The sequence below is a fragment of the Xanthomonas sp. 10-10 genome, from assembly GCF_040182365.1.
GTDB lineage: Bacteria > Pseudomonadota > Gammaproteobacteria > Xanthomonadales > Xanthomonadaceae > Xanthomonas > Xanthomonas arboricola_F.
Genome location: NZ_CP144460.1, coordinates 1,671,337 through 1,696,282 on the forward strand (window position 1 = coordinate 1,671,337; position 24,946 = coordinate 1,696,282).

Below are 24,946 nucleotides of genomic sequence, written 5' to 3' on the forward strand. Positions count from 1 at the left end.
GGCCAGGCGGGCATGGGTGGCGCGCTCACTCCAGGGGCGCGCGTTACATGATGATGTCGAGCACCGGCCTGGCCTGCGTGGTGTTCGCGCAGTTGGTTTGTTACCTGCTCCCGGGGCAACAAGCCTGCGATGGCGCGCTCATTGCAGCTTGAGCATCACCACCGAGTGCGCCGGCAGCGCCACCGTCAACACCTTCGCTTGCAGACGGGCGCCGTTGAACGCCTTCGGCTCGACGACGCGTGGTTGCGCAAAGGTGTTGTGCGCGGTGATCGCCGGCGCGGTCAAGATCTGCCCATCGACACGGCGTGCAGACAGCCCTTGCACGTCGACGCGGACGGAGGCAGGCACGCTTGCATCCAGGTTGGTCAGCGCGACATACACATGCCCATCCTTTGCCTTGACCGCCGATCCATGTACCGCCGGCACATGCGTGTTGCCGTGGCGGTACTCCGGTGTCTGCAACTGCAGTGGCAGGTGTGTGGCGTCCTGGTAGGGCTTGTACAGCGCAAACACGTGGTAGGTCGGCGTCAGCACCATCCTGTCGCCGTCGGTGAGGATCATTGCCTGTAACACATTGACCATCTGCGCGATGTTGGCCATGCGCACGCGCTCGGCATGCGTGCTGAAGATATCGATGTTCAGTGCGGCCACCAGCGCATCGCGCAGGCTGTTTTGCTGGTGCAAAAAGCCCGGGTTCGCATCGGGCAGGCCTGCATACCAGGTGCCCCATTCGTCGACCACCAATGCGACTTTCTTGCCCGGGTCGTATTTGTCCATGATCGCGCCGTGCTTGGTGATCAGCTCGTCCATCACCAGCGTGCGCGACAGCGTGTCGATCCAGGCGCGCTGGTCGAAGTCGGTCGACGAGGCGCGCGGCGGCCAGCCGCCGGGCACGGTGTAGTAATGCAGGCTCAGGCCGTCCATCAGCGTGCCGGCCTCGCGCATCATCACCTCGGTCCAGTGGTAGTCGTCGTTGTTGGGGCCGGGCGCGATCTTGAGGATCTTCTGGTTGGCCGGCGCCTTGACGAAGGTCTGGTAGCGCCGATACACGTCGGCCGCGTATTCCACCCGCATGTTGCCGCCGCAGCCCCAAAGTTCGTTGCCCACGCCGAAGTAGGGCACCTGCCAGGGCATATTGCGGCCGTTGGCGCGGCGCTCGCTGGCCAGGCTGGAGCGTGTGGGCGCGGTCATGTATTCGGTCCACTGCGCAATCTCGTCCGGCGCCGCATTGCCGACGTTGCCGGCGATGTAGGCCTGGGTGCCGAGCAACTCGGTGAAGTCCATGAACTCGTGGGTGCCGAACCGGTTCGATTCTTCCACGCCACCCCAATGCGTGTTGACCCGGATCGGGCGCTTGGCCGGGTTACCCACGCCATCGCGCCAGTGGTATTCATCGGCAAAGCAACCGCCCGGCCAGCGGATGTTCGGCACTGCGATGGCTTTCAGCGCGGCGAGCACGTCGTTGCGGTATCCGCGCGTATTGGCAATCGGGGAGTCTTCGCCCACCCACACGCCGCCGTAGATGCCGGTGCCAAGATGCTCGGCAAACTGGCCAAACAGCTGCCGCGAGACCTGCGCGCCCGGTTGGTCCGCACGCAGCGTCCCGGTCACCTTGACCTCGGCGGCAGAAGTGCTACATGCGCCGGTCGCCAGGGCCGCCGCAACGACGGTATGCGTCAGCCGCCTGCAGGCTGTCCGCAACGTGAGGGAATTCCACTGCATCGGCTTGGCGCTCCTGTGTTGGTCGTCGGGGTGGTCACGCGCCGCTGCTGTAGCAGTGCGGCGGTAGCGTAGTGCGTGCTGCCGCCGTTTGTCGTGTTGCAGCGCGAGCGAAGCAGGCGGGCACGGCCGCGCGCACCGATAGGTGGTTGTGGAGTGTGCCGCCGAGATGTGCGCAAGGGCATGGTCGGCAGATGCGTGACACCGCTATGCTCGCCAGCTTCCATCAGTGGCGGGGCGATTCATGCAGCGAGTGTTCGGGCAGTTGCCAGACGGTGTCGAGGTCCACGCGCTTACCCTGCGCAGCGATGCCGGGCTGGAGGCCGAAGTGCTGACCTATGGCGGCATCCTGCACGCGCTGCGGCTGACCACCGCACAGGGCGTGGTGCCGTTGCTGCTGGCCTTGCCGGACCTGTCTTCCTACGCGGACGATGGCGACAGCCTCAATATCCTGGTGGGCCGCTTCGGCAATCGCATCGCCGGTGCGCGCTACACCCTGGATGGGGTGACGCACGTGCTCGCAGCCAACGAGGGGCGCAACCAGCTGCACGGCGGCCTGCGTGGGTTCGGCCGACGCGTGTGGAGCGTGCTGGAGCAGAGCGCCGATCAGGTACTGCTGGGTTACCACTCGCCCGATGGCGAAGAAGGCTACCCCGGCAATCTGCAGGTGCGTGCGCGTCTGGCACTGCACGAGCGCAGCCTGCAACTGGACTTCCAGGCGCATTGCGATGCCGCCACGCCGTTGAACCTGACCCACCACCCGTACTTCAACCTGTCGGGCAACCCGCAGACGCGGGCGGCATCGCAGGTGTTGCGCGTGCCGGCCGACCGCTATCTGCCGGTAGATGTCGAGTCGATACCGACCGGCGAGATCGCCCCGGTGACCGGCACGCCCTTCGACTTCCGCACGCCTGCCGCGCTGGCCGACCGGATCGACCCCGCGCATCCGCAAGTGGTGCTCGGCAAGGGGTATGACCAGTGCCTGGTGCTGGCGGACGGCGCGGACCGCGCGGCCGAGCTGTACTCGCCGCACAGTGGCGTAGCGCTGCGCATGACCAGCGATGCCCCGGCAGTGCAGCTCTACGAGGGGCAGCATCTGGATGCCCATCACCCCGGACTGGGGCGCGGTGTCTGCCTGGAGCCGCAGGACTACCCGGACGCCCCCAATCACCCCAACTTCCCATCCACGATCCTGCGCCCGGGCGAGACCTACCGCCGCCGTATCGTCTATCGCTTCGCCATCCCCGGACCGGACCAGCCGTGGGATGTGGTCAGTGCGGCGCTGGATGCTTGAGGCTCGGCGTCGGGCAATAGGATGCCACTGCGCTGCGCGGCTCGTGTCTGAAACAGGCGTTGCTGCGTTTGGTAATGCGCACATATGGAGCGCGCGCGTCAGCCGGGCGCCAGCGACGCGGCGAAAGCGGTATACGCGCATTGCACGAAAGCCTGCGCATCGGTCGGATCAGTCTGGCTGGCTTGCTATTGCATGCGCGCCGCAGCTGGGCAGTTCCGGGCCTGCGCTCTGAAGCGCATCGCCCGCGGATTCGCAAGGACGCCCGATGGTTGCGTCAGTGACATCGACGTGCAGTGACCCAGGGTCGGACACACTCCGGCATGCCGTCCCGCGGCGATGACGCCCGGAACAGCTCCACGTCCACCGCCATCAACGCGGTCCCAGCACCAGCTCGATCACGAACTTGCTGCCGAAGAATGACAGCACCAGCAATGCCATCGCGGTCAGCGTCCAGTGCACCGCCTTGCTGCCGCGCCAGCCGTTGCGCCAGCGGCCGACCAGCAGCGCGCCGAACACGATCCACGACAGGATGCTGAGCACGGTCTTGTGCAACAGCCGCTGCGCCAGGAAATCCTGCACGAACAGCAGCCCGGTCAACAGGGTCAGGCTCAGCAGCACGAAGCCCACCGTGATCGTGCGGAACAGCAAGGTTTCCAGCTCGGTCAACGGCGGCAGCGCACGCAACCAGGTATGGAAATCGCGTCGCCGCAGCGCACGCTCCTGCAGCCACAGCATGATCGCCAGCAGCGCGGCGATGCCCAGGGTGGCATAGGCCAGCAAGGCCATCCAGGCGTGCAGCTCCAGGCGCCAGCCCAGGTCCGCACTCGGTTCGTGGCCGTAGGCGTGATAGCAGGCCAGCAGAATCGCCGACAGCGGAAACACCACCACGCCCACCGCCGCCATGCGCCCGCGGCCGCCGAACACCGCCGTCAGCGCGGCCATGCCCAGGCCGCATAGCGACAGGGCCGCAAAGAAATGCATGTCCGGCCCGCCCGCAGTGCGGAACGCCACCAGGACGTGATATCCGGCGTGCAATGCCACCGCCGCCAGCGCAGGGGCCAGCCAGCGCGCAGGGGCCTGGTTGCCATCGCGCAGCACCGCCTGGGTGAGCAGCGCCGTGGCCAGCAGATACGAGGCGAACGCGATGAGAACGATTGTCATCGTGGAAGTTTCGCATATTGGTGGGGCTGGGATTCGGGATTCGGGAAAAGCAGGTTGCGAGCTGCGGAGCTTGAGCTGGGGTGGCAGGTGGGGCAGGGCACGAGCGGGTAAGGGGGCTTGGGATGGGGGGCTGCTTTCCTGCGGCTGCCGTTCCCGTGCATCGCGGCGCTGTCGATGGTTGGCTGTGCGTATTGCCGCGCTTGGGCGCGGCGGCTGCCCGAGCTGGCTTCGCCGCTGGACGGCGGGCCGGCCGGGGCGGCGCATTGGCCGGTGCCGCTATAATCGGTGCCCGTTTCCCCTTACGCGGTCCCTTGCATGTTCGAGTCCCTTACCCAACGTCTCTCCGGCACCATGGAGCGCCTGCGCGGCCGCGGCCGCCTGACCGAGGAGAACATCCGCGAAGCCACCCGTGAAGTGCGCATCGCCTTGCTCGAAGCCGACGTCGCGCTGCCGGTGGTGCAGGCGCTGATCGAGCGCATCAAGGTGCGTGCGGTCGGCCAGGAAGTGCTCAAGTCGCTGACCCCGGGCCAGGCGCTGATCAAGATCGTCCGCGACGAGCTGACCGCGGTGATGGGCGCGGCCGCCACCGACCTCAACCTCAATGTGCCGGCGCCGGCGATCATCCTGATGGCCGGCCTGCAGGGTGCGGGCAAGACCACCACGGTCGGCAAGCTCGCCAAGCACCTGAAGGAAAAGCGCAAGAAGAAGGTCATGGTGGTCTCGGCCGACGTCTATCGCCCGGCCGCGATCGAGCAGCTCAAGACCCTGGCCGAGCAGGTAGGCGTGCTGTTCTTCCCGTCCGACGCCTCGCAGAAGCCGGTCGACATCGTGCGCGCCGCGATCAGCGATGCGCGCAAGTCGTTCGCCGACGTGCTGCTGGTCGATACCGCCGGCCGCCTGGCGATCGATGCGGCGATGATGGAGGAGATCAAGGCGCTGCACGCCGCGGTCAACCCCACCGAAACCCTGTTCGTGGTCGACGCGATGACCGGCCAGGACGCGGCCAACACCGCCAAGGCCTTCGGCGAGGCGCTGCCGCTGACCGGCGTGGTGCTGACCAAGACCGACGGTGACGCCCGTGGCGGCGCCGCACTGAGCGTGCGCTACATCACCGGCAAGCCGATCAAGTTCGTCGGTACCGGCGAAAAGACCGACGGCCTGGACGTGTTCCATCCCGACCGCGTCGCCAGCCGCATCCTGGACATGGGCGACGTGCTGTCGCTGGTTGAGCAGGTCGAGCACAGCGTCGACCAGGAAAAGGCCGCCAAGCTCGCCGCTAAGGTCGCCAAGGGCAAGAAGTTCGACCTCAACGACATGAAGGAACAGCTCGAGCAGATGCAGAACATGGGCGGCATCCATGGGCTGATGGACAAGCTGCCGGGCATGGGCCAGATCCCGGACAACGTCAAGCAGCAGGTCACCGGCAAAGAAGTGCCGCGCATGATCGCGATCATCAACTCGATGACCAAGAAGGAGCGCCGCAACCCGGCCCTGCTCAACGGCTCGCGCCGCGCCCGCATCGCCCGTGGTTCGGGCATGTTGCCGGCCGACGTCAACAAGCTGATGAAGCAGTACCAGCAGATGGAAAAGATGATGGGCAAGCTGGCCGGCGGCGGCATGAAAGGCCTGATGCGCAACATGAAGGGCATGATGGGCGCCATGGGTGGCCGCGGCGGTATGCCGTTCCGGTAAGTGCGTGTGTTGATGCGACCGCTTGGTCGCATCACCTGCTGAGTATTGAAATCACTTGGGTGCTAGGATTGCGCGCCCGCGGACGGGCGCGCCTGCTCGTGGATGGGCAACCTAATCATCAGAGGATTCATGCAAGTATTTAAGGGATTTTTTTGCAAGTTTGCGATCGGTCTTGCTGGTATCGGGCTAGCGGTTACCTGTAATGCGGCATCCATTTTTTCTTATTCCAGTAACGCAAATGATTTTATTGGCCAAGGCAAGTCCGCTGTTTTGACGGACGCCAACGCGGCCTTCGGTCTGCGAGGTACCAAAGACCGGCTTACATTTACTGTAGATGCCACGTCGGGCGAATCCTGGTTTATACGGATGAGTGCTCCGATCGGTGGCGCTCTGGCTCCGGGAACATATGCGAGCGCAGAGCGGTCAGCATTTAAGACGGGACGTTCGCCTGGTCTTGATGCATCCAGTACCGGGCGGGGATGCAATGAGGTATGGGGGAAATTCGCGATCAGGCAGATTTCGTTCGACGCCGCTGGGAATGTGGATAAGCTAGAGGCGACGTTCTTGCAGCGATGCGATGGCAGCAAGGCGCCGGCGCTCGCTGGTGTCATCAGCTACAATGCTCCGCCATTATCTTTAAAGCTTACGAGTAGTGTTGGTGATTACATTGGTGGTGGCGTCGGGAAGATGTATTACAACGACACCAGCATCTTCGTGCTTAGCGGAACAACGTCGCGCCTTCAATATTACGCGTCAGGCCAGCGTGATGACTGGTATGCAAGCATAGTCGCGCCAGTGGGGAAGGCGTTGGTGCCTGGCCGTTATTCTACAAATCGTTTTGGGGATCGTACTCATGCTGGCTTGGATTTCACCGGCAATGGGCGAGGATGCAACGAAAATAGTGGCACGCTGAATGTGCGTGCTATCGAGAAAGATGCCCAGGGTAATGTAGTCAAGTTGCATGCTGAGTTTGAGCAGTATTGTGGGACTGCGCCGTTACGTGGAACGATTCGCTTCGGCATCTAGTCAGTATGGTTGGCCCGCGACATGCGGGCTAACCTTGTGAGTCTGTCTGGTCTTTCAATGCGTCATTTTTAATTGGTGTGTCAGGCATGGGCTGTTGGGCGTATCGTCGTCTCGCTGCTTGGTGATGTGGATGCCCAATTCATCGGGGTGGATGCCCGGGGCGTGACGACAGACGGTGTCCATGGTTTAGCCCTCAATGCATACTGGGATTCGGTCGTAATGTTTTAGAGTGGCAATGAATCGTTCGTACTCAAGTCACGGTGCCGCTTTTTGCGAGCGTTTTGGGCTGCAGACTCCGATCCTGCTCAGCCCCATGGCCGGCGCCTGCCCGGTGCCGCTGTCGGTCGCTGTCGCCAACGCCGGCGGCATGGGTGCGATGGGTGCGGTGCTGTCGCAGCCGCAGGACATCGTGGCGTGGATGGCCGCCTTCGCTGAAGCGAGCGCCGGGCCTGCGCAGGTCAATCTATGGATTCCCGATCCGGCCCCGGTCCGCGACGCAGGGGCAGAGGCGCGTCTGCGCGGGTTTCTTGCGCACTGGGGGCCGCCGGTGGCCGAAGCCGCAGGCGATGCCACGCCAGCCGACTTCGATGCGCAGTTCGAGGCCTTGCTCGACGCCCGCCCGGCGGTGGCGTCCTCGATCATGGGCCTGTTCCGGCCCGACCAGGTTGTGCGCCTGAAAGCGGCCGGCATCGCGTGGTTCGCCTGCGCCACCACCCTGGAGGAAGCGCGTGCGGCGCAGGCTGCCGGTGCCGACGCAGTGGTCGCGCAAGGTGCTGAAGCCGGTGGCCATCGCGGCGCGTTCGCTGCGGGCCAGGCCGCGCAGCAGATGACCGGGTTGTTCGCCTTGTTGCCGCGGCTTGTCGATCATCTGGAGATTCCGATCGTCGCCGCCGGTGGCATCGCCGACGCGCGCGGGATCGCGGCGGCGCTGATGCTGGGCGCGAGCGCAGTGCAGATCGGCACCGGCCTGCTGCGCACGCCCGAAGCGGCACTGCCCGACGCCTGGGCGGATGCGCTGGCGGCCGCCGAGCCGGAACATACCCAGCCAACCCGCGTGTTTTCCGGGCGCCTGGGGCGGGCATTGCTCACGCCCTACGTGCGCGCCGCCACTGCACCGGATGCACCGCCGCCTGCGCCGTATCCAGTGCAGCGCGGTTTGACCGCAGCGATGCGCCAGGCAGCGGCGCGCGACAACCGTCTGGCATCGATGCAGGCCTGGGCGGGCCAATCCGCATGGATGGCGCCAGCGCAACCGGCCGGCGAACTGGTCGCGCAGTGGTGGACGCAGGCGCAGGCACTGCTATGCCGCTGATCTTCTGCAATGGCGTCCCGGCGAGCGCGCAACAGCTCGGCGCTGCTGCGCTGATTAACTACGGCCACTTCACCACGTTGCAGGTGCGCGACGGCGCCACGCTGGGACTGGACTTGCATCTGCAGCGCCTGCAGGAAGGCAGCCGCGCGCTGTTCGGCCAGGAGCTGGAAGCAGACCAGCTGCGGGCGCAGATGCGCGCTGCGTTGCTGGCATCGGCCATGGCCGATGCCAGCCTGCGCGTCACCGTGTTCGCGCCCGACTACGATTTCCGCAACCCCTTGCGCGAGGTTGCACTGGATGTGCTGGTCGCCATTTCGCCGCCGGCCGACATGCCCGAGACCGGGCTGCGCGTGCAGGTGACCGATTACGTGCGCGAGCGGCCGGAGCTCAAGCATGTCGGCACGTTTGGGCTCCTGCATCTGCGTCGGCTGGCGATGCAGGCAGACCACGACGATGTGGTGCTGCAGGACCGGCAGGGCAGGGTACTGGAGGGCGCCTTCTGGAATCTGGGTCTGTGGGAACGCGGCGGGCTGGTCTGGCCGCAGGGGCCGGCACTGCTGGGTACCCGGCAGCAGTTGCTGCAGTCCGGCCTGAAGGCGCTGGGTATCGCCCAGATCAGCCGCCCGGTGGAGCTGGGCGAGCTGGACCGTTTCGATGGCGCATTCGCCTGCAATGCGCGTGGGCAGCAGGCCATCGTGGCGCTGGGGCCGGCGCGTTGGGGGCCGCATGCCGCGCAGTTGCCGCTGCTGGAGCGGGCCCTGCAGACCCATGCCTGGCAGGCGATCTGAGCGATCTGCTGTGCCGGCGCCGGGTGGCTTGGCTTCGCCGCCGGAGCCCGCTATAATCGCCGGCTTACCGCGCCACTTCAGGCGACTGGGCAACTTAGGAAAACGACACCATGGTCAAGATTCGACTGACCCGCGGCGGCGCCAAGAAGCGTCCGTTCTACCACATCATCGTGACCGACGTGCGCAGCGCGCGCGACGGCCGCAACATCGAGCGTCTGGGTTACTACAACCCGGTTGCACAGGGCGCAGAACCGCGCGTCGTGCTGGACGTTGCACGCGTCGACCATTGGGTCGGCCAGGGTGCACAGCTGACCGACAAGGTGCGCAACCTGTATCGCGAAGCATCCAAGTCCCAGGCCGCTGCGGCCTGATCTTGAGGGCCGGGCATCGCCGCCTGGCCCAGAGTCGACACAGATGAAGCCGACCGAGCGCCGCATCCTGTTAGGCAGGATTGTCGGCGCTTTTGGTGTCAAGGGCGAGCTCAAGCTCGAATCCTGGACCGAGCCGCGCAATGCGATCTTCCGGTATCAACCGTGGATCGTGCGTTCGCCATCGGGGCAGGAAACGGTTGTGAACGGTGTGCGTGGGCGCGACCAGGGCAAGAACCTGATTGCGGTGTTCCCGGACGTGACCGACCGCGATACCGTCGAGGCCATGCACGGGACCGAGATCTACGTCGCCCGTAGCGCATTGCCGCCGCCCAAGCCCGACGAATACTACTGGGTGGATCTGGAAGAGTTGCAGGTGGAAACCGTCGAGGGCGTCAAGCTCGGCACGGTGTCGCATCTGTTTTCCACCGGTTCCAACGACGTGGTGGTGGTGCGCGGCGATCGTGAGCGGATGATCCCGTTCGTGTTTCCGGAGTTCGTCAAGTCGGTGGACTTCGAGGCCAACCTGATCGTGGTCGACTGGGATCCGGATTTCTGATCGAAGCGCTGCCCCGGCTTCGCTTTCGCTCTACCCATTCCCCACTCCCGATTCCCGATTCCCCAGTGCGCATCGACGTCATCAGCCTGTTCCCCGAGTTCATCGCGCAATGCGCGGCGTTCGGCGTGGTCGGGCGGGCGCAGGAGCGCGGGTTGCTGGAGCTGCAGGGCTGGAATCCGCGCGACCATGCGCAGGGCAATTATCGCCGGGTGGACGACCGTCCGTTCGGTGGCGGGCCCGGCATGGTGATGTTGATCGAGCCGTTGCGGGCCTGCCTGGACGCTGTGCAAGCCGCCGATCCGCGGCCGGCACCGGTGATCTATCTCAGCCCGCAGGGGCGTCCGCTCACCCAGTCGCTCGCGCGCGAGCTGGCGCAGTTGCCGCGCATGGTGCTGCTGTGCGGGCGCTACGAGGGGGTGGACGAGCGCTTCCTGGCGCAGGCGGTGGATATGGAAATCTCCATCGGCGACTACGTGTTGTCCGGTGGCGAGCTGGGCGCAGCGGTGCTGGTGGATGTGGTGACGCGGTTGCAGGACGGGGTGTTGAATGACGCCGAATCTGCCGCCCAGGACAGTTTCGAAGGCCCGCAAGGCTTGCTGGACTGCCCGCACTACAGCCATCCGTCGACCCATGCCTGGGGCGATGTGCCGGACGTGCTGCGGTCGGGCAATCATGCTGCCATCGCGCGCTGGCGGCGGCAGCAGTCGCTGGGCCGGACCTGGTTGCGTCGCCCCGATCTGCTGGACGAGGCCGGGTTGGACAAGAACGATCGTCGTCTGCTGGACGAGTTTCGCCGCGAACTCGCTCCAAGCGACGATCAACCCGGTGACGAGAAATAAGAGCTCACCCCTAGCTCTTGCAAGATTGATTGGGGTACAATATGCGGCTTGCTGGCCAGCCTTGCGTCTGGCCCTCTTACGAACCTCGAGCAATCGCCGTGCGGCGACTGCCGGTCCAATATCACCAGACACGCGGTGCCCATCATGAGCAAACTCAACAAGACCATCCTGGCTGACTTCGAAGCCGCCCAGATTCAGCGCAAGCTGCCGGAATTCAACCAGGGCGACACCGTTGTGGTGAACGTCAAGGTGAAGGAAGGCAACCGCGAGCGCGTGCAGGCCTATGAGGGCGTCGTGATCGGGACCAAGAATGCCGGCCTGAACTCCGCTTTCACCGTGCGCAAGATCTCGCACGGCTTCGGCGTCGAGCGCGTGTTCCAGACCCACAGCGCCATCATCGACTCGGTCGAAGTGAAGCGCCGCGGTAAGGTGCGCGCCGGCAAGCTGTACTACCTGCGTGGTCTGGAAGGCAAGGCTGCCCGCATCAAGGAAGATCTGGCCGCTGCCGCACAAGCCAAGGCCGCTCGCCAGGCTGCTGCCAAAGCCGAGTAAGCCAACACTGGCAGATCGTCGATCTGCCACTGCCAGACGGCCGCCTTCGGGCGGCCGTCTGCGTTTGGGAACGCAGTGGCGGGTGCGTTGGGGAGGTTGCGCGGGCCGTGGGAGCGGTTTCGTCGCAGGCCCTTTCGTCGATCGCCATCTCAGGGCGACGCACTTCTTTCGCTAGGACTGGCCGTTGCACGGCAATGGGCTAGCCATCGGCACATGGACGGCCTGGAGACCGGGCCGGTTCCTCTGGCGCCATGGCGCGCAAAAAGATCGCTGATCGCAGCTGCCTGCTGTCAATCGTGAAGTCGGCCGACGTGGCGTTTTGCGCTTCAACAGCTAGCCGGTCCTGAAAGGGCCCATTCCAGGCTGTTGCGTTCTTTCAAGGACAGGTGGTTCGTGTCTTGATCGGGATCGACCGCGGTATCCGTCGCGTGGCGAGGGCCGGGCTCACCGCTGCCGAGGCTCTGCCGGGTTGGTGATCGGAGCCGGGTCGGCGACGGGGGAAGCGGGGTGCGCGGGCACTTCGGCAGCGGCAGCCAAGGCTGACGGATGCGTCGGTGTCGTCAGCATGCGTGCCTTGCGCCAGCCGCCCCAGCGGTAATATGCCAGCGACAGCAGCATCGAGCAGGTGGAGCTGATCGGGAAGCTCCACCACACCGCATCAGCCCCCAGATGCGGCAGCAAAGCGTTGGCCAGCGGCACGCGCACGCCCCACAGCGAGAACGCCAGGATCAGCAGCGGCGGGATCACCGCGCCGGTGGAGCGCACCACGCCCGAGACCACAAAGCTGACCCCGAACAACAGGAACGACCAGATCGCGATGTGGTTGAGGTGGCGCGCGATCTCCAGCGTGGCGCTGCCTTCGGGCAGAAACAGCGCCAGGGTCCAGCGATCGAACCCGATCAACAGCGCAATGAGCAGGCCGGTCATCAGGAAGTTGGCGGCGATGCCGGTGCGCGCGACGGCATCCACGCGCGACCACAGGCCGGCCCCCACATTCTGGGCGGCCATCGACGAACAGGCAGCGCCGACGGCCATTGCCGGCATCTGCACGTAATTCCACAGCTGCAGCCCGGCGCCGAATGCGGCGGCGGTGTCGGTGCCGAAGCCGTTGACCAGCGACAGCATCGCAATCATCGCCAGCGAGATCATCACCATCTGCAGGCCCATCGGCACGCCCTTGACGATGAGCGCGCGCAGGATGGCAGGATCGATCCGGAACAGGTGCAGGTCGCGCCGCCCCAGCCAAAGCACGTTGCGTTTCTTGCGCAGATAGATCAGCAGGCCGGCCAGCGCGACCACCTGGGCGATCAGCGTGGCCCAGGCCGCACCGGCGATGCCCAGCGCGGGAAATGGGCCGATGCCGAACAACAGCAAGGGGTTCAACACGATATCCAGCAGCACCGATAACAGGAGAAATCGAAACGGCGTACGCGCATCGCCGGTGCCACGCAATGCCGCCGACAGGAAGGCGAACAGATACAGCGTTGGCATCGCCAGGAAGATCACCCGCAGATACGCTTCGGCCAGCGCCTGCGAGGCGGCCGGCGTGCCCATGGCGGTGAGCAGGTGGGGCGCCAGATACCAGCCGAGCACGGCAATCACCGCCGACAGCCCGCCGAAGAAACTCGCGCTGGTGCCCATCACCTTGCGTGCCTGCGCGATGTCGCGCGCACCCATGGCCTGGCCGATCAGGATGGTGGAGGCCATGCCGATGCCGAACACCGAGCCGATCAGGAAGAACATGATGCTGTTGGCGTTGGCCGCAGCGGTCAGGGCTTCCTCGCCAAGATAGCGGCCGATCCAGATTGCGTTGACCGAGCCGTTGAGCGACTGGGCGACGTTGCCGGCCATGATCGGCAGCGCGAACAACAGCAGGTTCTTGCCGATCGGGCCTTCGGTCAGGACAGCGGATTTTGGCATCGCTTGGCATCGTCGCGCAGAAGCTGCGCACACTAGCATCGCTGTGTGAGATCCGATGCATGCCATGCGGTTTGCGCTGCAGATTTCGTTGGGACACGCTCTACGTTCGACACCAGCGGTGACTGCCTTCGCAGAGATGTTGCGCTTGCTGTTGGGGATGCACTGTAGCGCAGGGGCGTGTCCCTCATCGGACGCTGCGCGCCACCTTCTCCCGCAGGCGGAAGACGGGTTGGAGCTCGCGAGCGCTTACTGGATTGGGGTTGCGCATGGACAGCCGGTCCCTTCCCCTGCCTGCGTGGGAAGGTGCCCGCAGGGCGGATCGGAGCGCGACGACCATCGACCTGGCAATCGATCACCATCGCGGGGTTGACGGTCCAGCTTGAGTTCCCAAATAGCTGCCCAAATATCGGCTACCAGACAGAGCGAGACAGCAAGGCGCATGAATCCGGAGCTGGAACAGGGTACAACGGTCAGGCTGGATGTGTGGTTGTGGGCGGCGCGCTTTTTCAAGACGCGCAGCCTGGCCAAGGCGGCAGTGGAGACCGGCAAGGTGGATGTGGCCGGGCAGCGGCCCAAGCCGTCGCGCACGCTGCGTAGCGGCGAGCAATTGCGCATCGACCGCGGTGGCGAAATCTTCGAGATCACCATCGCCGCGCTAAGCGATGTACGCGGCCCGGCACCGGTCGCGCAGACGCTGTACGTGGAAAGCGATGCCTCACGCGAGGCGCGTGCGCAATGGCGGCTGCAGCGCGCTGCCGAACGCACCGGCTATCGCGCACCCGAGGGCAAGCCGGACAAGCGCGCACGCCGGCTGATCAACGCGCTGGGCGATATCGACGCCTTGTAGCACTGCGTGGTTGTCCGCTGCGAATTGGATGGCGGAAAAAGAAACGCCTGGGTCTTCGCCACGCTGGTAGATCAAGAAAGAACGGCGCTTTTCCATTGAGGTGGGAAGCGCCGTTTTCTGTTGCGGTGCGCGATGCAGCCGGTGCAGAACCATCGATCAGAAGCTTGGGAACGACTCATAAGACCTGGCCGGCGGTCGCGTGGTGGCGGTGTTGGCCACGTTTGGCGCCAGGTAGGTGGTGCAAGCCGCACAGTAATCCGACCAGCGCATCATGCTCTGCTCTTAACCATGCACACCGACTATCTCGACGGGTCCTTGCCCGCTCACCGTCGCGGGACCTTACGCGGCATGGATGCCGCGTAAGAGCCTACAAGGACGTACTTGCGGCGTGTCCTGCGATGGTGGGCGGGCAAGGGCCTTGCAGCCAAGCCGCAGAACAGCCGCTCTATCGACGTCTTCAGTGCGCCGAGTCAGCCTCTTGCGTGTGGTTCAACACCGCTGCGGGCGCACGCACGATGGCGTGCGCCTTGCCACTCACGCCAGATCGAAACGATCCAGCTGCATCACCTTGGTCCAGGCAGCGACGAAGTCGTGCACGAACTTTTCCTGTGCATCGGCGCTGGCATAGACCTCGGCCACCGCACGCAGGATCGAGTTGGAACCGAACACCAGATCCACGCGCGTGCCGGTCCACTTGGCTGCACCGGTGCTGCGGTCGCGGCCTTCGTAGACCTCCTTCGATTCGGAGGTGGCCTTCCACTCGGTACGCATGTCGAGCAGGTTGGCGAAGAAGTCGTTGCTCAGCACGCCGGGGCGGGCGGTGAATACGCCATGGCTGGAGTCGCCGACATTGGCGCCGAGCACGCGCAGGCCGCCGACCAGCACGGTGAGCTCGGGTGCGGTCAGGGTCAGCAGCTGCGCCTTGTCGATCAGCAATGCTTCGGCAGGCACGGCGTAGCGACGCTTGGCGAAGTTGCGGAAGCCGTCGGCCACCGGTTCAAGCACGGCGAACGATTCGACATCGGTCTGCTCTTGCGAGGCATCGGTGCGGCCGGGTGCGAACGGTACGGTGACGCTGTGGCCTGCGGCGTGCGCTGCATGTTCCACCGCGGCGTTGCCGGCCAGCACGATCAGGTCGGCCAGCGAGATCTTCTTGCCGCCCGATTGCGCCGCGTTGAAGTCGGCCTGGATGCGTTCCAGCGTGCCGAGCACCTTGGCCAGTTGTTCGGGCTGATTGGCCTGCCAGTCCTTCTGCGGTGCCAGGCGGATGCGTGCGCCGTTGGCGCCGCCACGCTTGTCCGAGCCGCGAAAGGTCGACGCCGACGCCCACGCGGTAGAGACCAGCTGCGCCACGCTCAGGCCCGCATCGAGAATGGTCTGCTTGAGGGCGGCAGCGTCCTGCGCATCGACCAGGGCATGGTCGACAGCCGGCACCGGGTCCTGCCACAGCAATTCTTCGCTCGGTGCTTCAGTACCCAGGTAACGCGAGCGCGGGCCCATGTCGCGATGGGTGAGCTTGAACCAGGCGCGGGCGAAGGCATCTGCGAACTGGTCGGGGTGTTCGTGGAAGCGACGCGAGATGGCCTCGTAAGCGGGGTCGAAACGCAGTGCCAGATCGGTGGTGAGCATGGTCGGGCGATGCTTCTTCGATGCATCGTGCGCATCGGGGATGATGGCGTCGGCATTCTTGGCCACCCACTGGTGCGCACCGGCCGGGCTCTTGCTCAGCTCCCACTCGAACTTGAACAGATGGTCGAAGAAGTCGTTGCTCCACTGCGCCGGGGTGGTGGTCCAGGTGACTTCCAGGCCGCTGGTGATGGTGTCGGCGCCCTTGCCGCTGCCGTAGCGGTTGTGCCAGCCCAGGCCCTGGCTTTCCAGCTCGCCGGCTTCGGGCTCGGCGCCGACGTTGTCGGCCGGGCCGGCGCCGTGGGTCTTGCCGAAGGTGTGGCCGCCGGCGATCAGCGCCACGGTCTCTTCGTCGTTCATGGCCATGCGCGCGAAGGTATCGCGGATGTCGCGAGCGGCGGCGATCGGGTCGGGCTTGCCGTCCGGGCCTTCCGGATTGACGTAGATCAGGCCCATCTGCACGGCGGCCAATGGGTTCTCCAGGTCGCGCGTGTGCGGCACTTCGCTGTCGTCGTCCTTCACCAGGACGCCGTGCGCTTCGTCCACGCCCGGCGAGCCGCGCGCGTAGCGGTCGTCGCCGCCCAGCCACTTGGTTTCGCGGCCCCAGTAGAGGTCCTGATCCGGCTCCCAGGTGTCTTCGCGGCCGCCGGCAAAGCCGAAGGTCGTAAAGCCCATGCTTTCCAGCGCGACGTTGCCGGTGAGGATCATCAGGTCGGCCCAGGAGATCGCCTGGCCGTACTTCTGCTTGATTGGCCACAGCAGCCGGCGCGCCTTGTCCAGGCTGACGTTGTCCGGCCAGCTGTTGAGCGGTGCGAAGCGCTGCTGGCCGCGACCGCCGCCGCCGCGCCCGTCGCCGATGCGATAGGTGCCGGCGCTATGCCAGGCCATGCGCACGAACAGCGGCCCGTAATGGCCGAAGTCGGCCGGCCACCAGTCCTGCGAGTCGGTCATCAGCGCACGCAGCTCCTGCTTGAGCGCGGTCAGGTCGATGCGCTTGAACGCCTCGGCATAGCTGAAAGTCTGGCCCAGCGGGTTGGACTTGCTCGAATGCTGGCTGAGCAGGTCCACGCGCAACTGCGTGGGCCACCAATCGCGGTTGGTGGTTCCGGTGCCGACGACGGCGTGGTTGAACGGGCACTTTGCTTCGGTTGTCATGGCAATACCTGTGTGCGTGAGCACTTGGGGAGCTGTGTGCCGAAACTGCGGACACGTGCTGGTGGAGTTGAAAGGGCGGGCAATGCGTCAGCGGTGGTCATCCATCGAAGGCGCACATGCGGCCGTGGGGGCATCGAGAAGCGTCGCCGCGTGTGGCGATGCTAGCGCCTGCCTGCAGGGGTCGGTATGAGGCGATCTGCAGAATGTGACTGGCGGACATGTGCGACAGGCGGACTCATCGTGGCGGCATGCGCACACGATAAGCAGCATCGATCGGTTGGGGAATTCGAATTATTCAACCATATCGATAGCGAGATGCTATGGATGACCCGCCGGCACCGAACCGACGTGCGCTCGCACGGTCAGCGCTTGCCGAACAGGCTGCCACCGAGCTTCATCACATCGCCCAGTCCAAGCTTTCCGTCGCCATCCTGGTCCAGCACGCTGCTTAGCAGGCCGTTGACGCCGTCATTGCTGCTGACCTGCTGGCGTTCCTGTGCCAGGGCAGGGCCGAGTTGGCTGCTGGCGGTGGCATCGCTGCCGAGGAAGCGCTTGGCCAGATACGCCATCACGATGGGCGCCAGCAATTGCAGCAGCTGATTGGCCTTGCCGGTTTCCAGCCCGGTGGCCTGGCCCAGGCCTGCGGCAGCCTGCGGTGCCTTGTCGCCGAACAGATGCCCCACGATACCGGCGCCATTGCCTTGCGCACCGCTGGCCGAGCCGCCCAGCAGCGAGCCGAGCAGGCTGCCGACGTCCGGGCTGCCGGCATGATCGCGCTGCAAGGCACCCAGCAACGCATCGGTGCCACCGGCCTGCTGGCTGTTACGGCCCAGTGCGCCCATCAATAGTGGCAGCGCGGTCTGCACCGCCGATTGGGCCTGCTCGGGCGCGATGCCGAGCCGGCTGGCGAGTTGCTGCAACTGCGGACCTTGCAACTGCGCGGCAAGTTGATCGGTCAACGAGGCGGACGTGGTCATCGGTGTCTCCGGTTGGACTAAACGTTGCGGCAGCGTGCGCCCGTCGCGCCAGCAGAGCAATCCGCGCGCTGCGCGTCACCGCGCGGGGCGCGATGCGGCGCTGTCGCAGGGCAGCATTCGAGCAACCACGCAAACCTGCAACAGCAATGGATCATCGGGTCTCGCAAGCGTCAGGCATGCAGCTAAAGCCGTGGCGAACCTCCAAACCAGCATTCAAACGACCAACCAACCCTGCTGCCGTGACAGATCCGTAAGCGCAGCAAGCTGCGCCGTGACGAATCCCCAATCCCGACTCCCCAATCCCCTCCCTCAAAGCAACGCCTTCAACCGATACAGTGCTTCCAGCGCCTGCTTGGGCGTGAGTTCGTCCGGGTCCAGCGCCTGCAGCGCTTCCTGTGCAGCGGACGAGGGCGCGGTGAACAGACCGAACTGTTGCGGGGCGTCCAATGCGGCCGGCGCCATCTGTGCGACATGGCTGTCGCCGCCGCGTTGTTCCAGTTCGGCCAGGCGATGACGCGCCTGGGTCACGGCCGCTTTGGGCAAGCCGGCGAGCGCGGCGACCTGCAGGCCGAAGCTGCGATTGGCCGGGCCATCCTTGACCGCATGCATGAACACCAGGCGCTCGCCGTGTTCGACTGCATCCAGATGCACGTTGGCTATGCCGCTGGCGCCGCCGGCATGCGATTGGTCGGCCAGTGCCGTGAGCTCGAAGTAATGCGTGGCAAACAGCGTGTAGCAGCGATTGGTATGCGCCAGATGGCGCGCTACCGCGTCGGCCAGGGCAAGGCCGTCGTAGGTCGAGGTGCCGCGGCCGATCTCGTCCATCAGCACCAGCGATTGCGGGGTGGCGTGGTGCAGGATGTAGCTGGTTTCGGCCATTTCCACCATGAAGGTGGATTGCCCGCGCGCCAGGTCATCGCCGGCGCCGATGCGGGTGAGGATGCGGTCGATCGGCCCGATCACCGCCCGGCTGGCCGGCACGAAGCTGCCGATATGCGCCAGCAACACGATCAAGGCGTTCTGCCGCATATAGGTCGACTTACCGCCCATGTTCGGGCCGGTGATGACCAACATGCGGCGGTCTGTGTGCAGGTCCAGATCGTTGGGTTCGAACGGTTGGTCGCGCACCGCTTCCACCACCGGGTGGCGGCCGCGTTCGATGCGCAGGCACGGTGCGCTGTCCAGTTCCGGCTGCGACCAGTCCAGTGCCTGCGCGCGCTCGGCGAAGGCGGCCAATACATCCAGTTCGCTCAGGGCGCCAGCGCAGCGCTTGAGGCCTTCCAGTTCGCTGCCCAGCGCATCGAGCAGGCCTTCGTACAACAGTTTTTCGCGCGATAGCGAGCGCTCGCGCGCCGACAGCACCTTGTCCTCGAAGCTCTTGAGTTCTTCGGTGATGTAGCGCTCGGCATTGGTCAGCGTCTGCCGGCGGCTGTAGTGCAGCGGGGCTTTCTCGGCCTGGCCCTTGCTGATCTCGATGTAGTAGCCATGCACGCGGTTGTAGCCGACCTTGAGCGTGGCGATGCCGCTGCTGGCGCGCTCGCGTTGTTCCAGGTCGATCAGGAATTGATCGGCATTGGTGGACAGGCGGCGCAGCTCATCCAGATCGGCGTCGTAGCCGGTAGCGATGACGCCACCGTCGCTGAGCTTGAGCGGTGGTTGCTCGGCCACTGCGCTGCTCAACAGATGCGCGGTGGCATCGTGCTCGCCCAATTCGGCGAACAGGGTCTGCAGGCGCGGCGAATCCAGTGGTGCCAGGATCGTACGTACCTTCGGCAACAGCGCCAGGCCATCGCGCAGGGTGGAGAAATCGCGCGGGCGCGCCGAGCGCAATGCAACGCGCGTGAGAATACGTTCCAGGTCGCCAAGCGCGCGGAAGGCTTCACGCACGTCGGCATCGGCGCCGGAGTCGATCAGGCTCGCCACTGCGTGGTGGCGCTGCACCAGCACATCGCGCAGGCGCAACGGGCGATGCAGCCAACGTCGCAGCAATCGCCCGCCCATCGGCGTAACCGTGCTGTCCAGCACACCGAGCAAGGTGTTACGGGTGTCGCCATCCACGCGCGTGTCCAGCTCCAGATGCCGGCGCGTGGCTGCGTTCATCGAGATCGCCTCGCTGGCCACTTCCATCGCGATGGAGGTCAGATGCGGCAAGCGCTGTTTCTGGGTTTCCTCGACATAGCCCAGCAGCGCACCGGCGGCGGCCGTGGCGCACGGCTTGTCGTCGATGCCGAAGCCGGACAGATCGTGCAGCTTGAAGAACGCCAGCAACTGCCGACGCCCGCTGTCCGCGTCGAACAGCCACGGTGGCCGCCGCCGCACGCCGATGCGGCCGCGCAGGAACTCCGGCCAGTTGTCCTCGTCCGGCACCAGCAGCTCGGCCGGTTCCAGGCGCGCGACTTCCGCTTCCAGCGCATCCACGCTATCGACTTCGTTGACCAAGAAACGCCCGCCCGCCAGATCCGCCCAGGCCAGGCCATAGCCCTGCTTGCTGCGCGAGACCGCCATCAACAAGGTGTCGCGGCGCTCGTCCAGCAGCGCCTCATCGGTGACCGTCCCCGGGGTGACGATGCGCACCACCTTGCGCTCGACCAGGCCCTTGGCCAGTGCCGGGTCGCCTATCTGCTCGCAGATCGCCACCGACTCGCCCAGCGCCACCAGCCGCGCCAGGTAGCCTTCGTACGCATGCACCGGCACGCCCGCCATCGGGATCGGTGCGCCGCCGGAGCTACCGCGCTGGGTCAGGGTGATGTCGAGCAGGCGCGCCGCCTTGCGCGCATCGTCGTAGAACAGCTCGTAGAAATCGCCCATGCGGAAGAACAGCAGCAGGTCGGGGTAGTCCGACTTGGCCGCGAAGAACTGCTTCATCAGCGGGGTGTGCTCTGGAACGCCGCCGCTGGGCTTGGATTTGTCTTTGGTGTCAGTGCTTTGCAAGAAACGGCTTCCGAAATCTGGGCGCGGTAGGGGCGGGCAGGCGATGGCGTGCAGGGCGTGCGGCATTGGCCTGCCGGGCGCCGCGTGCGGCGGCGGCTGTGGTCGGGTCGGGCGTGGGGAGGCAAGTTTAAGCCGAGCGCGCCGGAACCGCGATCCAGGATGCAGCGCGGGCCGCTTGGGGAGAGGCAACAAATGAAGGGACCGGAGCGGCGGGTTCAGTGCGTCGCGACCTTGTGGAGGGTGCACTCTCAGTTGGCCAGCGCAGCTTGCGACGATCGTGCGGGGTGTCGTGGCAAGGCGTCGTCGATTGTTGTCCGGAGGTCGTCGGGCGAGTTGGCCATGCATCTGCTTCCACCGTGTCGTGTGTCAGTGACAATCCACGACTCTCTTCGCTGCGGCGAAAGCTGGGATGGATAATGGTTCCATTTAAGTAACCACGTGCTGATTATGGTTGGAATGAGATCTGTCTCGAGAAATTGAAGTAAATAAAAATTTTTTTGTGGGTGGCCTCCGATCGTCTTCGATGATCTGCAGGGAACCACTTTGTGATGTATGTCGCGATGGATCTGCGTTCTGATCTGCAACTCTCGCTAAAAGTTGATTTTCCCCATCGGAAGCGATTTACGGCGCCATCGGAAAGAGGTGGGATCGATCGCAAATGTCATCGGAAAATAGTCGGGGTATTAATAAAAATCTGCCGCTATAAGTGCTAAGTTCCGTCTCGTTGCGGATGAGAGCGCTTAAGCCCTGTCGGTTTGTTGCATGCATGGCGGGTGGGGTGGCCTCCAGGTCCGGGTGTGTCCTGCAGTTGCGATGGCCTATCACGCTGTGCGCAAGCATGGTTGTGAGTTCTCGCTTGCTAAAAATAATGATCGGAGCGCTTTCACTAATTGAAAGTCGATTTTCTGTGGCTGAAATCTGGGAGGAAGTATGTTGAGTAAACTTCATCATGTGGGTTATCGCTGCCGGGATGCGGCAGAAACGGTGCATTTTTATACGGAAACCCTGGGTTTGAAGTTTGCGGCGGCACTGATCGACCATGTTCCTTCCAGTGGCCTGAAGGCCACGAACAATAATGTCTTCTTTGAAATGGAAGACGGGAGCTATATCTGCTTCTTCGAGGTGCTTGGCAGTGCGCTTCCGCTGGTGCCGGTCGAGGAGGATTGGGCGCAGCATCTGGCGCTTGAAGTGCGCGACAGCAAGCGGGCGGACGCACTGTGCGCTCGCCTGCGTGCCGGCGGGGTCGAGGTGGAAGGACCGGTGATCCACGACGTGGCCGGGGACGGGAGGCATGCCGAGCTGGCCAGGTCGTGGTATTTCCGCGACCCGAATGGGCATCGACTGGAGCTGATCGTCAAGCCGGAGGTGGCGCAAACGGCCATTTGGGACGATCTGGAGAAGATGGCCTACGCCAATCTTGCTGCGTGGACGCAACTGAAAAAGGAGCATTTGCTTGGATGATGCCGGCCGCTTGGATGCAGAGCCCGCCCTGGCGTCGCAGCACCGGAAAGGCGCGCGGGCGATAACGGCGAACTACTGGGACTACATCAAGGTCGAGAAACTGCTCGCCCTGCAGGGAGGGCTTGACGATGACGAAGCAGCGGTCAGCAACGACGAAGCCTTGTTCATCAGTGTGCACCAGGTGCATGAGTTGTGGTTCAAGCTGGTGCTGCGCGAGTTGACCTACACGCGCGATCTGCTCAATTCACACCAGGTGGCGGGGCATCAGGTTGTTGCCGGGGTACGTTCGCTGCGTCGTGCAATCACGGTGTTCGAGCAGGCGAACCAGCATTTTCGATTGATGGAGACCATGACCGCGCGCGACTTTCTCGAGTTTCGCGAGCGGCTGACGCCAGCCAGCGGGTTTCAGTCGGCGCAATTGCGCGAGATCGAGATCCTGCTGGGTCTTGAGGATACGCAGCGTATTTCCATCGGCGCCGGTTCCTATCGCGATGCGCTCAAGCTGCCGGACGGCAGTCCTTCGACTGCCGCGCAGCGCGTCGACGCGCGCGCCAAGGCCGGCCCCACGCTGAAGCAATGTCTCTACGCATGGCTGGCTCGGCTACCGATCGACGGCGCCACTACGCCGGTAGCGAAGGAGCGCTTCGCGCGCCGCTATATCGAGGCGATGCGCGCAGACAGCGAGCGCCGCTGGTGTTTGGCTGCCGACCGGGCCGCCACTGCGGAAGAGTTGCAACGGCTGCGGGCGCGGTATGCGGCGGAAGACGATAGCGCTCAGGCGTTCCTGCTGGCCGACGAGCACGCGCAGCTGGGCGCGCCCGCCCACGACGCACACCGCGCGGTACGCGCTGCCTTGCTGTTTGTCGAAAGTCATCGTGAGTTGCCGCAGCTTGCGTGGCCGCGCGAACTGCTGGAAAGCGTGATCGAGCTGGAACAGGCGATGTTGATCTGGCGGCAACGGCATGCGCGCATGGTTGAACGCTTTATCGGCCGTCGCGTTGGTACGGGTGGCTCGGCGGGTGTCGACTACCTGGATCAGACCGCGCTGCGCTACCGGATTTTTGTCGAACTCTGGACGGTACGCTCGTTGTTGCTACGCGCCTCCAGCGTGCCGCCGATCGACAACCCGGCGGCGTATGGATTTGCGCCGGAGGATGGACGGTGATGTCGAGGTTTGCGGTCGTTCGCCGGTTGCCGTTTGCCTACGACCTGTCGGCATACGGGATCGATGCGGATGCGGGCTGGCTGCCATGAGTGACACCTCGCAGGTGCTGGTGGTCGGCGGCAGCATCGCCGGTCTGATGAGCGCACTGGCGTTTGCCAGGCACGGCTACCAAGTGACCGTGCTTGAACGGGACGAGTTCGTCGACGGGGCATCGCTGGCGCGCGATGCCCATCTGCCCACGCAGCGCTGGTGGCGCAAAGGCGTGCCGCACGCGCGTCACACGCATGCGCTGGCCGCGCTGGGGCGACAGGTGTTGCGCGAACGCGCACCGGACGTCTGGCAGGCACTACTGGATGCCGGTGCGGTCGAGATGCCGTTCGGTGGAAGGCTTGGACCCTCTGTCGCTGTGCCGCGCTGCGGGGATGCGGAGCTATTCGGCCTGTCGACGCGCCGCCCGTTGATCGAGGACGTCGTTCGTTCGGTGGTGCTGGCAGAGCCCAACATCACGGTGCGCGATGCGGTCGGCGTCCATGGCCTGCTGGTTGGTGCCGAGGATGGTCCACTGGTGCAAGGAGTGTGCACCTCACGCGGCGAGCTGCGTGCGGCGCTGACCATCGATGCACTGGGTCGCGGCTCTGCATTCGGCAAATGGCTGCGGCAGGCTGGTGTGCAGATGCCCGATACCTTGGTGGAAAGTTGCGGGCTGGCATATTTCACGCGCTGGTATCGCTGCCGGCAGCGGCCGAATGTGCAGCTCACGGCGGGATTTTCGGTGGGCGGCTATGCCGCCTCCAGTGGATGCATCGTGTGTCCGGCCGATAACGGCTATGTCTCCATCACGCTGATGGCGCCGCATGGCGACAGCGTCTGGCATTGCATGGCCGAGCCCGCGGTGTTCACTGCAGCCGCATGCGCGCACGCCGGCATTGCGCCCTGGCTCGAAGCCGGCGTCTGCGAACCGGTGTCAGACGTGCTGCGCTGGCCAGTGTGCGAGAACCGCTACCGGCCGGCGGTGGTCAGCGGCATGCCGACCGTCGCCGGGACGGTCGCGGTCGGCGATGCGTTGTGCACCACCAATCCGACCTATACGCGCGGCATGTCGTTGGCGATGCGCTACGCGTATGCCGTCGCCGATCTTGCCCACCGCCAGGGACTGGATGACCCGCTGCGGCTTGCCATCGATGCCGATGCCCTTGCGCAGCGTCTTGTTCGGCCCTGGCACGCCGATAGCGTGGCGCAAGACCGCATACGTCGCGCAGTGTGGGCCGAGCAATCGCCTGTGGCGCAGCACCCGGATGCGATCGACTTGCCGCAGATTGCCGCAGCCGCGCGCCAGGATGCAGTCGTCTGGCACGCACTGGCGCGGCGCACCGGAATGCTTGAAGACCCGTCTGCGATCTTCAACCAGTACGAGGTCATGACGCGGGTGCGCACGCTGGCAGCGACACATCCCGCGCCTGCGCCGGCCACACCCTCCCGACAGACGCTGTTGCAGCTGATCGCTCAGCACCGCGCGGCGCCCGAGTCCACCCTTGTTTCCTGATCTGCCGTTGC

General features: G+C 65.0%; 19 protein-coding genes. 13 read left to right on the forward strand and 6 right to left on the reverse strand.

Annotation, left to right across the window (positions count from 1 at the left end; translation table 11 throughout):
• Positions 1–138: 138 nt before the first annotated feature.
• On the reverse strand, positions 139–1,722 hold the full coding sequence (locus tag VZ068_RS07125) for an alpha-L-arabinofuranosidase C-terminal domain-containing protein (protein WP_349657268.1): 1,584 nt from the start codon (positions 1,720–1,722) through the stop codon (positions 139–141).
• 241 nt (positions 1,723–1,963) lie between these two features.
• On the opposite strand from VZ068_RS07125, the gene VZ068_RS07130 reads away from it, so the two are divergent.
• Positions 1,964–3,013 (forward strand): aldose epimerase family protein, encoded by a 1,050-nt coding sequence (locus tag VZ068_RS07130; protein ID WP_349657269.1) that lies wholly within the window; start codon positions 1,964–1,966, stop codon positions 3,011–3,013.
• 369 nt (positions 3,014–3,382) lie between these two features.
• Here the strand turns inward: VZ068_RS07130 and ccsA are convergent, their stop codons facing one another.
• Positions 3,383–4,174, reverse strand: a complete 792-nt coding sequence (gene ccsA / locus VZ068_RS07135; protein WP_349657270.1) for a cytochrome c biogenesis protein CcsA — start codon at positions 4,172–4,174, stop codon at positions 3,383–3,385.
• A 315-nt stretch (positions 4,175–4,489) separates the two neighbouring features.
• Here ccsA and ffh point away from each other — a divergent pair, with 315 nt between their 5' ends.
• From ffh to rplS, 8 genes are all read left to right on the forward strand, one after another.
• Positions 4,490–5,866, forward strand: a complete 1,377-nt coding sequence (ffh, locus tag VZ068_RS07140; RefSeq protein ID WP_349657271.1) for a signal recognition particle protein — start codon at positions 4,490–4,492, stop codon at positions 5,864–5,866.
• Between the two features lie 102 nt (positions 5,867–5,968).
• On the forward strand, positions 5,969–6,892 hold the full coding sequence (locus VZ068_RS07145; RefSeq protein WP_349657272.1) for a hypothetical protein: 924 nt from the start codon (positions 5,969–5,971) through the stop codon (positions 6,890–6,892).
• Positions 6,893–7,127: 235 nt separating this feature from the next.
• The gene (locus VZ068_RS07150) at positions 7,128–8,204 is read left to right on the forward strand and encodes a nitronate monooxygenase (protein WP_349657273.1); all 1,077 of its coding nucleotides are present in this window, start codon (positions 7,128–7,130) and stop codon (positions 8,202–8,204) included.
• On the forward strand, positions 8,195–8,992 hold the full coding sequence (locus VZ068_RS07155) for an aminotransferase class IV family protein (protein ID WP_349657274.1): 798 nt from the start codon (positions 8,195–8,197) through the stop codon (positions 8,990–8,992). The genes VZ068_RS07150 and VZ068_RS07155 overlap by 10 nt, the downstream gene beginning before the upstream one ends.
• Before the next feature lie 110 nt (positions 8,993–9,102).
• On the forward strand, positions 9,103–9,363 hold the full coding sequence (gene rpsP / locus VZ068_RS07160; RefSeq protein ID WP_011036396.1) for a 30S ribosomal protein S16: 261 nt from the start codon (positions 9,103–9,105) through the stop codon (positions 9,361–9,363).
• A gap of 43 nt (positions 9,364–9,406) precedes the next feature.
• Positions 9,407–9,919 carry a ribosome maturation factor RimM gene (gene rimM / locus VZ068_RS07165; protein WP_349657275.1) on the forward strand — a complete coding sequence of 171 codons (513 nt, stop codon included), beginning with the start codon at positions 9,407–9,409 and terminating at the stop codon, positions 9,917–9,919.
• A 65-nt stretch (positions 9,920–9,984) separates the two neighbouring features.
• Entirely contained in the window at positions 9,985–10,758 is a 774-nt protein-coding gene (gene trmD / locus VZ068_RS07170) for a tRNA (guanosine(37)-N1)-methyltransferase TrmD (RefSeq protein WP_349657276.1), read from the forward strand.
• 144 nt (positions 10,759–10,902) lie between these two features.
• The gene (gene rplS, locus VZ068_RS07175; protein WP_005989873.1) at positions 10,903–11,310 is read left to right on the forward strand and encodes a 50S ribosomal protein L19; all 408 of its coding nucleotides are present in this window, start codon (positions 10,903–10,905) and stop codon (positions 11,308–11,310) included.
• A gap of 444 nt (positions 11,311–11,754) precedes the next feature.
• Here the strand turns inward: rplS and VZ068_RS07180 are convergent, their stop codons facing one another.
• Positions 11,755–13,230, reverse strand: a complete 1,476-nt coding sequence (locus VZ068_RS07180; RefSeq protein ID WP_349657277.1) for an MATE family efflux transporter — start codon at positions 13,228–13,230, stop codon at positions 11,755–11,757.
• Positions 13,231–13,669: 439 nt separating this feature from the next.
• On the opposite strand from VZ068_RS07180, the gene VZ068_RS07185 reads away from it, so the two are divergent.
• The gene (locus tag VZ068_RS07185) at positions 13,670–14,077 is read left to right on the forward strand and encodes an RNA-binding S4 domain-containing protein (RefSeq protein ID WP_349657278.1); all 408 of its coding nucleotides are present in this window, start codon (positions 13,670–13,672) and stop codon (positions 14,075–14,077) included.
• A gap of 534 nt (positions 14,078–14,611) precedes the next feature.
• Here VZ068_RS07185 and katG read toward each other — a convergent pair.
• From katG to mutS, 3 genes are all read right to left on the reverse strand, one after another.
• Positions 14,612–16,858, reverse strand: a complete 2,247-nt coding sequence (gene katG / locus VZ068_RS07190) for a catalase/peroxidase HPI (protein WP_349657279.1) — start codon at positions 16,856–16,858, stop codon at positions 14,612–14,614.
• A gap of 362 nt (positions 16,859–17,220) precedes the next feature.
• Positions 17,221–17,835, reverse strand: a complete 615-nt coding sequence (locus VZ068_RS07195) for a DUF937 domain-containing protein (protein WP_259166045.1) — start codon at positions 17,833–17,835, stop codon at positions 17,221–17,223.
• Between the two features lie 309 nt (positions 17,836–18,144).
• Positions 18,145–20,766, reverse strand: a complete 2,622-nt coding sequence (gene mutS / locus VZ068_RS07200) for a DNA mismatch repair protein MutS (RefSeq protein ID WP_349657280.1) — start codon at positions 20,764–20,766, stop codon at positions 18,145–18,147.
• A 930-nt stretch (positions 20,767–21,696) separates the two neighbouring features.
• Between mutS and VZ068_RS07205 the strand changes: the two genes are divergently transcribed.
• From VZ068_RS07205 to VZ068_RS07215, 3 genes are all read left to right on the forward strand, one after another.
• A complete protein-coding gene (locus tag VZ068_RS07205) occupies positions 21,697–22,227 on the forward strand; it encodes a VOC family protein (RefSeq protein WP_349657281.1) in 531 nt (176 codons plus the stop codon).
• Positions 22,228–22,237: 10 nt separating this feature from the next.
• Positions 22,238–23,392, forward strand: a complete 1,155-nt coding sequence (locus VZ068_RS07210) for a tryptophan 2,3-dioxygenase family protein (protein WP_349657282.1) — start codon at positions 22,238–22,240, stop codon at positions 23,390–23,392.
• Positions 23,393–23,477: 85 nt separating this feature from the next.
• A complete protein-coding gene (locus VZ068_RS07215) occupies positions 23,478–24,935 on the forward strand; it encodes an FAD-dependent oxidoreductase (RefSeq protein ID WP_349657283.1) in 1,458 nt (485 codons plus the stop codon).
• Positions 24,936–24,946 lie beyond the last annotated feature (11 nt).